We start from the raw sequence: 13,502 nt of genomic DNA, 5'->3' as shown, positions 1-13,502 counted from the left end.
CCCTCGGAGGTTCACCCGGATCCACTCCGGCAGTCGTCCTCTTCCGTACGGATACGCCGCCCGGTGTGCTCAGTGCCCCGCCGTCGCTCACGCCTTCACCAGTCCCTGCCGCACGGCACCGCCCAGCGCCAGGTACACGTCCTCCAGGCTGGGCGTGGCGAGCGTGAAGTCGTCCAGCGCGGCGAAGGCGGCACCGCCGGTGACGGTGGCGACGACCGTACGGGCCTCCTCGGGTGCGAGCCGCAGCGTCCAGCGGCGGCCCGACCCGACGGCGCGGTCCACGAGCGCGGCCACCTCGGGCACGTGCAGCGGGGCCGCCTCGCGCCACACCAGGTCGACCCGCACCTCGCCCGCGACCTGCTCCTTCAGCCCGGCCGGGCTGTCACAGGCGATCACCCGGCCCCGGTCGAGGACGGCGACCCGGTCGAGGACGGTCTCGGCCTCGATGACGTTGTGGGTGACCAGCAGCACGGTGGTGCCGTGCTCGCCCCGGCGCCGGTCGACGGCGGACCACACGGCGCGCCGCGCCACCGGATCCATCCCGGAGGTGGGTTCGTCGAGCACGAGCAGCGGCCGCTCCCCCACCAGCGCGGTGGCGAAGCAGGCCAGCCGGCGCTGACCGCCGGACAGCTTCTTCAGGGGGCGCCCGGCGATCGGGGTGAGCCCCAGTTCGTCGAGGACGTCGTCCCGGTCCGTACGCGCCCGCTTCGCGTCGAGGCCGCGCAGCCGCGCGGTGGTCTCGACGGCGAGTGACACCGTCAGCTCGTCGAGCGCGGTGGACTCCTGTCCGAGGTAGGCGAGGATCCGCGCGGCGCGCTCGGGGTGGCGCACGACGTCGTGGCCGAGGATCCGCACGCTGCCGTGGTCGGGCCGCATCAGACCGGTGAGCTGTCGTACGAGGGTGGACTTGCCGGCCCCGTTCGGCCCGAGCAGACCGAAGATCTCACCGCGCCGGACGTCGAGCGTCACGTCGTCGGTGGCCCGGACCTCGGGGGTCGCCGGCACTCCGCGGCGTCCGCGGGCCGCCGGATACGTCTTGGTCAGCCCGCGCACCGCGCACACGATGTCGCCATCGTGCCGGAATGCGTGTACCGCGCGCGTGCTCACAGGGCACGAGACTACGGGGTCCGCGACCCGAGTCCGCTTCCGGGTCGGCCGACCGCCCCAAATCCACCGGTAGAACGACGAACCCGCCGCAAGGAGACCACCGGCACGGCGGCGCGGACACCGGGGCGCGGCCCTCGATCACTCCCCGGCCGCGGCGCGCTCCGTCCCCGTGCGCACGTCCAGTTCGCGCCAGAAGCCCGCGCGGATGGCGTACCGGTCGCGCTCGTCGATCTGGTCGTCCTTGTGGGCGAGCAGGCCGAAGCGGGCGGCGTAGCGCAGCAGCTCGCCGTCGATGCGGTGCGGGATGCGGGGGTACATGGCGGACAGTCTCTGGATGCCGTTCTGGTCCCCGAGCCGGTCCACCCAGCGGCGGGCGAAGACCTGCCCCACCTCGAAGGGGTCCCCGCCGACCGTGGTGATGTCCTCCTCGCGGTCGGCCCACCGCTGCTCCGCGGTGGTCAGCTGGGCGAGTGTCGGCATCGAGGCGGCCTCGGGGGGCTCGGTGACGGGCCGGTCGACCCAGCCCTTGTCGGAGGACCAGCGCAGGGTGGCGGACTGCGGCTGGTGGGGGACGGGGCACTGGGGCCGCGGAGGGCCGCCAGATCCTTGGGGGTGGGCACGCCCTTGGTGACGGGCGACCGCTCGCCGGTGCCGTTGCGCCCGGCGCCGACCGGGTGCGGTGGTTCCTGCTCGGCCTGCTCGGTGGTCGGCGCGGACTCCGGCAGCGGGGCGGAGAGGATCGCGGCGATGTCGGGACGGGCGGGGGGCGGCGGAGCGCACACCCCGGAGTGGTCCTTGGCCCGCACCGCCTTGGTGATCCACGCGCGGTCCAGCACCCGGCGTTCGTCGGCCTCGGCGACCAGGTCCTCGGACTGGTTGTAGTCGCCGTCGGCGGCCTGCACGGCCCACAGGTGGACGGCGACGCCGTGCTCCTTGGCCGCCATCATGCCGGGCAGCAGGTCGCCGTCGCCGGTGACCAGGACGATGTCGGAACAGGCCCCGTTGCGGGCCAGCTCGGTCAACTCGGCGTGCATGGCGGCGTCCACGCCCTTCTGCGCCCAACGGCCGTCACTACGCGTGAGAGCCCCGAGCCGCACGGTTACCCTGGACATCACCCGCAGCCGACGGTGCTCGGGCTGCGGCACGCGGTCGGGGGCGCCGTCGAACCAGTAAATCCGCAGCAGGGGCTGACTCGTATCGGACTCGGCACGGTCGCGCAGCCCCTGGATGAGGGCCGCGTGATCGACGGTGATGCGGGACCGCGAGGGCTCCCCGGCAAGGAGACTGGCGGCGGCCCCCAGCAGATACCCGGCGTCCACCAGGACGATGCAGCGGTCCACGCGATCCACCCTCTTTCCGGGAGGTTTGCTTCGGGCTTGCTTCGAGTCTGCCCGACCACGCCGGGGTTAACGGTCCGAACTCGATCTTCGGCGTGGCGTTTCCACACTTCCTTCGCCTATCCACCCTGTCACACAGGGTAATTGTCCGACATGCGACCGTCATTCCGCTATGTGAGTCTGGTCCCGGCCCTGGCCCCTAGATCCCCCACAGGAGGCATCACCATGGCCAAGAACAAGAACCGTGAGCGGAAGCAGCCGATCGGGCGCTCCCCGCAGGCGACACAACCGGCCGCGGCGGAGCCGCAGACCGAGCAGTACGGCCCGCAGATCACTCCCGGCGACGCCGACCGCAAGGGCCGGCAGAAGCGCTTCGGCCACAACTGACGCCTGCGTGAGGGGCCGTTGAGCACCCCGCGCATGGCACATGCAGAGGGGTGCGCCCGGTGACGGGCGCACCCCTCTTACACCTCTCCTCCTCCCCGTCGGCCGACCGGCCCGGCGCGCACCGGGCCCCTGGTCCTAGCCCGCCAGGCAGGACGGGCCGAGAAGGACCTTGAGGTCGCCGAACAGGGCGGGGTCCGGCTTGACCCGGTGCCGGTCCAGACGCAGCACCGTCGTCTTCGTCGGCCCCTGGAGCCTGATGCGGACCTCGCTGTCGCCCTTGTGGTGGCCGAGGATCTCGCCGAGGCGGCTGACCATCGGCGGAGTGACCCTGGTGGCCGGGATGGTGAGCACGACGGGCGCGTTGGTGCCCGCGTTGGACAGGTCGGGCACCTGGAGTTCCATGGCGACCAGGCGCGGCACGTCCTCGCGCTTGTCGAGCCTGCCCTTGACGAACACCACGGCATCCTCGACGAGTTGGGTCGAGACGAGCTGGTAGGTCGCAGGGAAGAACATGCACTCGAGGGACCCGGCGAGGTCCTCCACGGTGGCGATCGCCCAGGCGTTGCCCTGCTTGGTCATCTTGCGCTGGAGGCCCGAGATGATGCCGCCGATGGTGACCACCGCGCCGTCGCCGAAATCGCCGCCGGTGAGCTGGGAGATGCCCGCGTCGGCCTTGTCGGACAGGACGTGCTCCAGCCCGAACAGCGGGTGGTCGGAGACGTACAGGCCGAGCATCTCCCGCTCCTGCGCGAGCAGGTAGGTCTTGTCCCACTCGTCGTCGGTGAAGGTGACGTCGAGGCCGAAGCCGGGCTCGCTGGTCTCCTGCTCGCCCATGCCGCCGAAGAGGTCGAACTGCCCCTCGGCCTCCTTGCGCTTGACCGCGACCACGTTGTCGATCATCGGTTCGTACTGGGCGGTGAGGCCCTTGCGGGTGTGCCCCATGGAGTCGAAGGCACCCGCCTTGATCAGTGACTCCGTGGTCCGCTTGTTGCAGACGACCGCCTCGACCTTGTCGAGGTAGTCCGGGAACGAGGCGTACTTCCCCTTGGCCTTGCGGCACTTGATGATCGAATCGACGACGTTGGTGCCGACGTTGCGGACCGCGGACAGGCCGAAGAGGATCACGTCGTCGCCCTGCGCGGCGAAGTTCGACTCGGACTCGTTGACGTTCGGCGGGAGCACCTTGATGCCCATGCGGCGGCACTCGTTGAGGTAGACGGCCGACTTGTCCTTGTCGTCCTTGACCGAGGTGAGCAGCGCGGCCATGTACTCGGCCGGGTAGTTCGCCTTGAGATACCCGGTCCAGTACGACACCAGCCCGTACGCGGCGGAGTGGGCCTTGTTGAACGCGTAGCCGGCGAAGGGGACCAGCACGTCCCACAGCGCCTGGATCGCCTCGTCGCTGTAGCCGTTCTTCCGGGCGCCCTCCTGGAAGAGGACGAAGTTCTTCGCCAGTTCGTCGGGCTTCTTCTTGCCCATCACGCGACGGAGGATGTCGGCCTCGCCGAGCGAGTAGCCCGCGATGATCTGGGCGGCCTTCTGCACCTGCTCCTGATAGACGATCAGGCCGTAGGTGACCGACAGCACCTCCTGGAGGGGCTCCTCCAGTTCCTTGTGGATCGGCGTGATCTCCTGGCGGCCGTTCTTGCGCTCCGCGTAGTTGATGTGTGAGTTCATGCCCATCGGGCCCGGCCGGTAGAGGGCCGAGACGGCGGAGATGTCCTCGAAGTTGTCGGGCTGCATCTGGCGGAGCAGCGAGCGCATCGGGCCGCCGTCGAACTGGAAGACACCGAGGGTGTCACCGCGGCAGAGCAGTTCGAAGGTCTTGGGGTCGTCCAGCGGCAGGGCGAGCATCTCCAGGTCGATGCCCTTGTTGGCCTTCACCATCTTGATGGCGTCGTCCATGATCGTGAGGTTGCGCAGGCCCAGGAAGTCCATCTTCAGGAGGCCGAGCGACTCACACTGGGGGTAGTCCCACTGTGTGATGGTCACGCCGTCGGTGTGCCGCACCCAGATCGGGGCGTGGTCGACGATGGGTTCGCTGGACATGATCACGCCGGCCGCGTGCACGCCCATCTGCCGGACCAGGCCCTCGACGCCCTTGGCGGTGTCGATGACCTTCTTCACGTCCGGCTCGTTCTCGTACATCGCGCGGATCTCGCCGGCCTCGTTGTAGCGCGGGTGCGAGGGATTGGTGATGCCGTCGAGGTCGATGCCCTTGCCGAGGACGTCGGCGGGCATGGCCTTGGTGAGCCGGTCGCCCATGGCGTACGGGTAGCCCAGCACGCGCGCGGAGTCCTTGATGGCGTTCTTCGCCTTGATCTTGCCGTAGGTGCCGATCATGGCGACCTTGTCGGCGCCGTACTTCTCCGTCACGTACCGGATCACCTCGACGCGCCTGCGCTCGTCGAAGTCGATGTCGACGTCGGGCATGGAGACGCGCTCGGGGTTGAGGAACCGCTCGAAGATCAGGCCGTGCGGGATCGGGTCGAGGTCGGTGATGCCGAGGGCGTAGGCGACGATCGAGCCGGCGGCGGAGCCACGGCCGGGGCCGACCGCGATGCCCTGCTTCTTGGCCCACATGATGAAGTCGGCGACGACGAGGAAGTATCCGGGGAAGCCCATCGAGATGATGGTGTCCATCTCGTACTCGACCTGCTTCATGCGGTCGTCCGGGATGCCGCCCGGGAAGCGGCGCTCCATGCCGCGCAGGGTCTCCTCGCGGAACCAGCTGACCTCGGTGTACCCCTCCGGGATGTCGAACTTGGGCATCAGGTCGCGCTTCTCGAACATGCCCGTGGTGTCGACCATCTCGGCGATCAGCCTGGTGTTGTCGCAGCCCTGCTGCCAGGCGTCGGAGGAGTCGATGGCGTACATCTCGTCGGTGGACTTGAGGTAGTAGCCGGTGCCGTCGAACCTGAAGCGGTCGGGGTCGGAGAGGTTCTTGCCGGTCTGGATGCACAGCAGCGCGTCGTGCGCGGTCGCCTCGTGCGCGTACGTGTAGTGCGAGTCGTTGGTGACCAGGGGCGGGATGCCGAGCTTCTTCCCGATCTCCAGGAGGCCGTCGCGGACCCGGTGCTCGATGTCGATGCCGTGGTCCATCAGCTCCAGGAAGTACCGGTCCTTGCCGAAGATGTCCTGGTAGTCGGCGGCCGCCTTGAGCGCCTCGTCGAAGTGGCCGAGGCGCAGCCGGGTCTGGACCTCGCCGGAGGGGCAGCCGGTGGAGGCGACGAGCCCGGTGGACCACTGGGCGATGCTCTCCTTGTCCATCCGGGGCCACTTCTGCAGCCAGCCCTCGGCGTACGCGTCGGAGGAGAGCCGGAAGAGGTTGTGCAGGCCCGTGCTGTCGACCGCCCAGATGGTCTTGTGGGTGTAACCGCCGGAACCGGAGACGTCGTCCCGCTTCTGGTGCGGCTGGCCCCACTGGATCTTGCGCTTGGTGCGCCGCGACTCGGGCGCGACATACGCCTCGATCCCGATGATCGGGGTGACTCCGGCATTCTGCGCACTGTGGAAGAAGTCGTACGCGCCGTGCAGGTTGCCGTGGTCGGACATGGCGATGTGGCTCATGCCCATCTCGTTGCAGGCGTTGAACATGTCCTTCAGCCGCGCGGCACCGTCCAGCAGCGAGTACTGGGTGTGGACGTGCAGGTGCGTGAAGGGCGGCTTCGACACGGTGCGGCCTCCAAGGATGAATGCTGTGGCGCGAAGCGCCTCGTCGAGGGGCGGTGGCCGGGCGTCGGATGGACACTCGGCGACCGGCCGGTGGACAGTCCGGTGGTCAACGTCGAAGTCTATGCCCCGGCACTGACACCCGAGGGCCCCCGGACGTACCTTCGGGCGGGCGGCGCGGGCACTCGGGTGACGTGCCGCACGTTGACCGGGGGGCGGATCAGCCGTCCCCGAAACGTCCCGCACCAGGAGGCACTCAGCGATGTCGGTCCCGCAGCTCAACGACGAGCACCGCGGCGAGGAGATCCTCGCCGTTCTCGACACCGCCTTCGGCGAGCTCCTGGCCGCCGACCCGGCCGCGTTCCGCGTGAAGTTCCGGAAGATGGCGGCCACGGCGTTCGCGTTCTACCGGGGTACGGCGTGCCTCTTCTACCACGACCTGGACGCGGAGAATCGGGGCGGACCGTACCTGGACGACCGGACGTCCCGGGTGTGGATCCACGGCGATCTGCACGCGGAGAACTTCGGCACGTACATGGACTCCAACGGCCGTCTGGTCTTCAACGTCAACGACTTCGACGAGGCCTACGTCGGCCCCTTCACCTGGGACCTCAAGCGCTTCGCCGCCTCCATGGCGCTGATCGGCTACGCGAAGGCGCTCAGCGACGAGCAGATCACCGAGCTGGTGCGGGTCTACACGGCCGCGTACCGGGAGCGCATCCACGCGCTGGCGACCGACGCGAAGAGCGAGGAGGTGCCGCCGTTCACGCTGGACACCGCGCAGGGTCCGCTGCTCGACGCGCTGCGCGACGCCCGCTCGCTGACCCGGTTCGGACTGCTGGACTCGATGACCGCCATCCGTGACTTCGAGCGCCGCTTCGCCTCCGGCGGCGGCGCGGTCGAGCTCGACGCCGCCACGCGCTACAAGGTCCTCGCCGCCTTCGACGGCTACCTGGAGACGCTGCCGGACGCCTCGCTGGCCCGCCCGGACTCCTACCGTGTGAAGGACGTCGTGGGCCGCCGCGGCATCGGCATCGGCTCGGCCGGACTGCCGTCGTACAACATCCTGCTGGAAGGGCACAGCGACGCCCTGGAGAACGACGTCGTGATCTACATCAAGCAGGCCCAGACCCCGGCCGTCTCCCGGCACATCACCGACCGGGCGATCCAGGACTACTTCCGGCACGAGGGCCACCGCACGGTGATCTCCCAGCGCGCCCTGCAGGCGCACGCCGACCCGTGGCTTGGCTGGACCGAGCTGGACGGCGCGGGGCAGCTGGTCGCCGAGGTCTCGCCGTACGCCGTGGACCTGGACTGGGGCGACATCGACGAGCCGGAGGAGATCGCCCAGGTCGTCGCCGATCTCGGCCGGGCCACGGCCACGATGCACGCGGCGGCGGACGACACCTCCGGGCGAGTCCCTGGTGCCGTTCTCCACCGAGCGCGCCATCGACGCGGCGATCGCGGCCGACGAGGACGGGCTGGAGCCCCTGCTGGTCGACTTCGCGCACGGCTACGGCGCACGCGCGCGTCGTGACCACCAGATCTTCCTGGACCTGTTCCGCAACGGCAGGATCCAGGGACTGTGACCTTCCTCCCGCCTGGGGAGACACAGCCCACAGGAGCCCTTTAGGGATCCCTTACCGGAGCACGTGACACACTCGTTCCCATCATGGACATACCCGGAGCCCCGCTCAGAGCCGTGCGCGCGGCGCTGTTCACGACCATGGTCGTGACCCTCAGCACCGCGTCGCACGTGCTGCTGTCCGGGGCTCCGCTGCCGCTGAACACGGTGACGACGGTCGCCGCCGCCGTGTTCCTCCTGGCCTACGCCCTCGCGGGCCGGGAAGGCTCCTTCGGGCGGATCGCCGCCCTGCTGATCCCGCTGGAGCTGGCCGCCGACACCGTCTTCACCACCGGGCAGCACATCTGTTACGGCCGGATGGGCGGCCCGGTCGCCGGCCCGCTGCGCTCGGTCGGCTTCGACCTGCTGTGCGGCGACGGCGGCAGCGTGGGCACCCCCCTGGCCCGGGTGGCCGGCACCGCGGCCGACGGCGGTGACCGGTTCGCCGGCCTGCTCGCCCAGGCCGCCCCTGCCACCGCCTGGCTGCTGCTCGGCGCGCACATCGGCGTCGGCCTGTTCGCCGCCGCCTGGCTGCACCGCGGCGAGCGGGCGCTGGCCCAACTGCTGGGCGCGATGGCGGCGAGCACGTTCCGGCCGCTGCTGCTGGCGGTCACCGCGGTGACCGTGCGCCGGGCCCCGGAGGCCCGACGGCCGCACCGCCCGGCCCTCCGGACCACCGCGGCCGTGGACCGGTTCCTCGTGCGCTCCCTGGGACGACGCGGCCCACCGTGCTCCGCCGCCCTCGCCCGAGGCTGAGGCGGCCTCCGCCCCCGGCGTCGGCGACATGTCCGAGCACCCGTAGTCCCCCATACATTTCCCGCACACACTGTGCGCGTCCCCTGTGGAGAGCATCACCATGAGCAAGCGGAACAGCCAGGCGGCGAAGACGGCGGCCCGTGAGCGCCTGCGCATCGAGCGCGAGCGCGAGGCCAAGAAGGCCAAGGTCAAGCGCCAGCTCGTCGTCGCCGGTTCGATCGTCGGCGTCCTGGCCATAGCCGGCGGCATCGGCTACGCCGTCGTCCAGGCCAACAAGCCCGGCGCGTGGGAAGCCGCGGCGGACGCCAAGCTCGTCAAGCCGGCCAACAGCAGCGGCGAGAACGGCACGACCGTCGTCATCGGCAAGGCCGACGCGAAGAAGACCCTGGAGCTGTACGAGGACCCGCGCTGCCCGATCTGCGCCACGTTCGAGCAGGGCGTCGGCAAGGCGATCGAGAAGGACGTCGAGGACGGCAAGTACAAGGTCCAGTTCATCGGCGCCTCGTTCCTGGACCGCAACCTGACCGGCGAGGGCTCCAAGAACGCGCTGAGCGCCCTGGGCGCCGCGCTGAACGTCAGCCCCGAGGCGTTCCTCGCCTACAAGTCCGCGCTCTACTCGGCCGAGTTCCACCCCGAGGAGAGCCAGGACAAGTTCAAGGACGACTCCTACCTGATCGAGGTGGCGAACTCCGTCGAGGAGCTGAAGGGCAACAAGGAGTTCCAGACGGCCGTGGAGGACGGCACCTACGACAAGTGGGCGCTGGAGATGTCCGCCAAGTTCGACGACAGCGATGTCCAGGGCACCCCGACGCTGAAGATGGACGGTGAGAAGCTCACCGGCTCCGACGGGCAGAACGCGCCCATGACGGTCCCCGAGTTCACCGCGGCGCTCGACAAGGCCCTCAAGGCCTGACTTTCGGCAGGCGGTCCCCGCGCCGAAGAGCGGGCGAACTTTCGCGAGTTCGCCCGCTTTTCCATGTACCTGTCAGTAACCTGATCGGCTGTGACCAGTCGACACAGATCATCCGAGAGCACCGTCTTCGCCTCCACGGACGCCGACTCCCTTACTCCGCGCCGCCGTACGGTCGTCAAGGCAGCCGCCGCGACCGCGGTCCTGGCCGGACCGCTCACCACCGCGCCGCCCGCCCGCGCCGCCACCGCCCAGGCCCCCGCCTTCCTGCACGGGTTGGCCTCCGGCGATCCACTGCCGGACGGCGTCCTGCTGTGGACGCGGGTGACACCGACACCGGAGGCGATACCCGGCTCCGGACTCGGCCCGGACACCGAGGTCGGCTGGACCGTCGCCCGGGACAAGGCGTTCACCGCCGTCGTCGCGAGGGGCTCGACCCGCGCCACCGCTGCCTCCGACCACACCGTCAAGGCCGACATCCGCGGCCTCCAGCCGGCCACCGACTACTGGTTCCGCTTCTCCGCCGGCGGCACCGAATCCCCCGTCGCCCGCACCCGCACCGCCCCGGCCGCCGACGCCGCCGTGACCGGTCTGCGCTTCGGCGTGGTCTCCTGCTCCAACTGGGAGGCCGGGCACTTCTCGGCGTACCGCCATCTCGCGGCCCGCGGCGACCTGGACGCCTGGCTGCACCTCGGTGACTACATCTACGAGTACGGCATCGGCGAGTACGGCACGCGCGGCCGGACCGTCCGCCCGCACGCGCCCGCCCACGAGATCGTCACTCTCGCCGACTACCGCGTCCGGCACGCGAAGTACAAGACCGATCCCGACCTCCAGGCGCTGCACGCCAAGGCGCCGGTCGTCGCGATCTGGGACGACCACGAGTTCGCCAACGACACCTGGTCGGGCGGCGCCGAGAACCACACCGAGGGCGCGGAGGGCACCTGGGCCGCGCGTCAGTCCGCCGCCAAGCAGGCCTACTTCGAGTGGATGCCGGTGCGTCCCGCGCTGGCCGGCACCACCTACCGCCGGCTGCGCTTCGGCAGGCTCGCCGACCTCTCGCTGCTGGACCTGCGTTCCTTCCGCTCCCAGCAGGTCTCGCTCGGCGACGGCGAGGTCGACGACCCGGAGCGTACGCTCACCGGCCGTGCCCAGCTCGACTGGCTGAAGGCGGGACTGTCGGCCTCCGACACCACCTGGCGGCTGGTCGGCACCTCGGTGATGATCTCACCGCTCGCCCTCGGCGCGCTCCCCGCCAGTTTGCTGAAGCCGCTCGCCAAGCTGCTGGACCTGCCGCAGGAGGGCCTCGCCCTCAACACCGACCAGTGGGACGGCTACACCGACGACCGCCGCGAACTCCTCGCCCACCTGCGGACGAACGCGATCGGCAACACGGTCTTCCTCACCGGCGACATCCACATGGCGTGGGCCAACGACGTACCGGTGAACGCGGGCACCTATCCGCTGTCCCCGTCGGCGGCCACCGAGTTCGTCGTCACCTCGGTCACCTCCGACAACCTCGACGACATCGTCGGGGTTTCCGAGGGCACCGTCTCCGCGGTCGCCTCACCGCTGATCAAGGCCACCAACCGGCATGTCCACTGGGTCGACACCGACCGCCACGGCTACGGCGTACTGGACATCACCGCCGAGCGGGCGCAGATGGACTACTACGTGCTGTCCGGCCGCACCGACCCGGCCGCCACGTCCGCGTGGGCCCGCTCGTACCGGACCCGCAGCGGCACGCAGCAGGTCGAGCGCGCCTACCACCCGGTCTGACCCCCTGCCGTCCGGTCCGACCCCTGCCGGGCCGGTCCTCGGCCGGATCAGTCCTCCAGCGAGTCGAGGAAGCCGAGCGCCACCCGCCAGGTGGCCTCGGCGGCCTCCTCGTCGTGGTCCGGCAGCTCGGGGTCGGTGTAGAGGTGGCCGGCCCCGGCGTACCGGTACACCTCGACGTCGGCTCCGGCGCGGCCCATCTGCAGATACCAGGCGCTCAGCCAGTCGTCGGTCTCGAACGGGTCCGGCTCGGCGACGTGCAACTGCACCGGCAGGTCGTCCACCTCGGCGTTCGCCGCGATGTCCGAGGTGCCGTGCAGAAGCAGCAGCCCGCGCGCCTTGCCGTCGCCGAGGGCCAGCGTCTGGGCGACGGAGGCACCGAAGGAGAACCCGGCGTACACCAGCCCCCGCTCCGAATAGGGCGCGGCGGCGAGGACGGCCCGTCTCAGCACCTCGTCCCTGCCGATCGACTCCTGGTGGGCCATGCCCTCCTCGACCGTGTCGAACGTACGGCCCTCGAAGAGGTCGGGCGTCCACACCTCGTGTCCGGCGGCACGCAGCCGGTCCGCGGCCCGGGAAACCGCGGGCCGCCGACCATAGGTCGAGTGAAACAGCATGATGTTCATGACGCCCATGGTGCCAGCCGGGTGTGACGACCGGTGCCGGCCCGGTCGGCCTACCGGGTGTGCCGCCGCCGGTCCGGGACCGTACCCCACGACGGTGCGCACCTCACATGTTCACTCCACGCGAGGCCGGTTAGGTTCGAGGACATGGAAGACGTGCTCCGCCCATTGATCGTGGTCGGCGGCTCGGTCGTGCTCACCCTGGTGCTCGGCTGGGCCACCGACCGACTGCTGCGCAAGGCCGACGAACGGCATCACGAGACCCCGCTGTGGGGGCTGCTCCGCCGCGCCCGCATCCCCTACCAGCTGCTGATCTGCGCAGCCCTGCTGAGAGGTTCGTACGACCAGGCCCAGCTGTTCGAGGGCCACCGGGAAGGCGTCGGGCGGATCCTGACACTGGTGCTGATCGGATCGGTCGCCTGGATGGCGATCCGGATCGCGGCGGCCGTCGTCGAGACCTCGTACACCCGGTACGCCAACGTGCACCGCGAGCGCGACCCGGCCAGGGTCCGCCGGGTGCGCACCCAGGTGACGCTGATCAGGCGGGTGGTCTCGGCGCTCGTCGGGGTGGTGGCGGTGGCCGCGATGCTGCTGACCTTCCCCGCGATGCGCGCGGCCGGCGCCTCGCTGCTGGCCTCGGCCGGCGTCCTCGGTATCGTCGCCGGTGTCGCCGCCCAGTCCACGCTCGGCAACCTGTTCGCCGGACTGCAGATCGCCTTCGGCGACATGGTGCGCATCGGCGACACGGTCGTGGTGGACGGCGAGTGGGGCACGGTCGAGGAGATCACCCTGACCTTCCTGACCGTGCGCACCTGGGACGAGCGCCGGATCACCATGCCGGTGTCGTACTTCACGTCGAAGCCGTTCGAGAACTGGTCGCGCGGCACACCCCAGATGACCGGCATCGTCTACTGGCACCTCGACCACAGCGCCCCGCTGGACGCGATGCGCGACCGGCTCCGCGACATCCTGCGTGAGTGCCCGGCCTGGGACGGCCGCGCCTACAACCTGACCGTCACGGACACCACGCCCAGCACCATGCAGGTGCGGGCCCTGGTGACGGCCAGGGACGCGGACGACATATGGACGGTACGGGTCACGGTCCGCGAGCAGATGATCCGCTGGCTGACCGAGGAGCACCCGTACGCCCTGCCCCGGGTCAGCACGGCCGCCGCGGAACTGCCGCCGGACCTGGCACCGGACCTCGACGGCCACCGCCGCTTCCCCGGCACCGTACCGGCGGCCCGCGGCCCGCACGACACCACCAGGAAGCGGGAAACACCGGCAAGCGCCGACAAGCGCTGACGGGG

At 70.3% G+C, this 13,502-nt stretch carries 8 protein-coding genes and 2 pseudogenes; 6 read left to right on the top strand and 4 right to left on the bottom strand.

All coding sequences use genetic code 11. From position 1 onward, the window contains the following. Positions 1-87 precede the first annotated feature (87 nt). Both WJ438_RS30245 and WJ438_RS30240 read right to left on the bottom strand, forming a co-directional pair. Positions 88-1,062, bottom strand: coding sequence for an ABC transporter ATP-binding protein (locus WJ438_RS30245; RefSeq protein ID WP_406729852.1), 975 nt, complete (start codon positions 1,060-1,062; stop codon positions 88-90). Positions 1,063-1,245: 183 nt separating this feature from the next. Continuing rightward, positions 1,246-2,447, bottom strand: a pseudogene (locus tag WJ438_RS30240) (NYN domain-containing protein). Between the two features lie 222 nt (positions 2,448-2,669). Here WJ438_RS30240 and WJ438_RS30235 point away from each other — a divergent pair. Beyond that, positions 2,670-2,831, top strand: a complete 162-nt coding sequence (locus tag WJ438_RS30235; RefSeq protein WP_406728037.1) for a hypothetical protein — start codon at positions 2,670-2,672, stop codon at positions 2,829-2,831. 135 nt (positions 2,832-2,966) lie between these two features. On the opposite strand, the gene dnaE is transcribed toward WJ438_RS30235, so the two are convergent. Then, a complete protein-coding gene (gene dnaE, locus WJ438_RS30230; RefSeq protein WP_406728036.1) occupies positions 2,967-6,506 on the bottom strand; it encodes a DNA polymerase III subunit alpha in 3,540 nt (1,179 codons plus the stop codon). A 259-nt stretch (positions 6,507-6,765) separates the two neighbouring features. Between dnaE and WJ438_RS30225 the strand changes: the two are divergent. The 4 genes and pseudogenes from WJ438_RS30225 to WJ438_RS30210 all read left to right on the top strand — a co-directional run bounded on the left by WJ438_RS30225 (position 6,766) and on the right by WJ438_RS30210 (position 11,572). Further along, positions 6,766-8,092 (top strand): annotated as a pseudogene (locus WJ438_RS30225) (DUF2252 domain-containing protein). Positions 8,093-8,175: 83 nt separating this feature from the next. Next, complete coding sequence (locus WJ438_RS30220; protein ID WP_406728035.1) at positions 8,176-8,883, top strand: hypothetical protein; 708 nt, start codon at positions 8,176-8,178, stop codon at positions 8,881-8,883. A gap of 100 nt (positions 8,884-8,983) precedes the next feature. After that, complete coding sequence (locus WJ438_RS30215) at positions 8,984-9,796, top strand: thioredoxin domain-containing protein (RefSeq protein WP_406728034.1); 813 nt, start codon at positions 8,984-8,986, stop codon at positions 9,794-9,796. A gap of 90 nt (positions 9,797-9,886) precedes the next feature. After that, positions 9,887-11,572, top strand: a complete 1,686-nt coding sequence (locus tag WJ438_RS30210) for an alkaline phosphatase D family protein (protein ID WP_406728033.1) — start codon at positions 9,887-9,889, stop codon at positions 11,570-11,572. A gap of 47 nt (positions 11,573-11,619) precedes the next feature. Here WJ438_RS30210 and WJ438_RS30205 read toward each other — a convergent pair whose 3' ends face one another. Next, positions 11,620-12,195, bottom strand: coding sequence for a dienelactone hydrolase family protein (locus WJ438_RS30205; protein WP_406728032.1), 576 nt, complete (start codon positions 12,193-12,195; stop codon positions 11,620-11,622). Positions 12,196-12,339: 144 nt separating this feature from the next. On the opposite strand from WJ438_RS30205, the gene WJ438_RS30200 reads away from it, so the two are divergent. Then, positions 12,340-13,497, top strand: a complete 1,158-nt coding sequence (locus tag WJ438_RS30200; RefSeq protein ID WP_406728031.1) for a mechanosensitive ion channel family protein — start codon at positions 12,340-12,342, stop codon at positions 13,495-13,497. The last annotated feature ends 5 nt before the right edge of the window (positions 13,498-13,502 follow it).

It is taken from the genome of Streptomyces sp. GD-15H (assembly GCF_045291515.1).
Lineage (GTDB): Bacteria > Actinomycetota > Actinomycetes > Streptomycetales > Streptomycetaceae > Streptomyces.
This window is presented reverse-complemented; position numbering and strand designations above follow the sequence as displayed.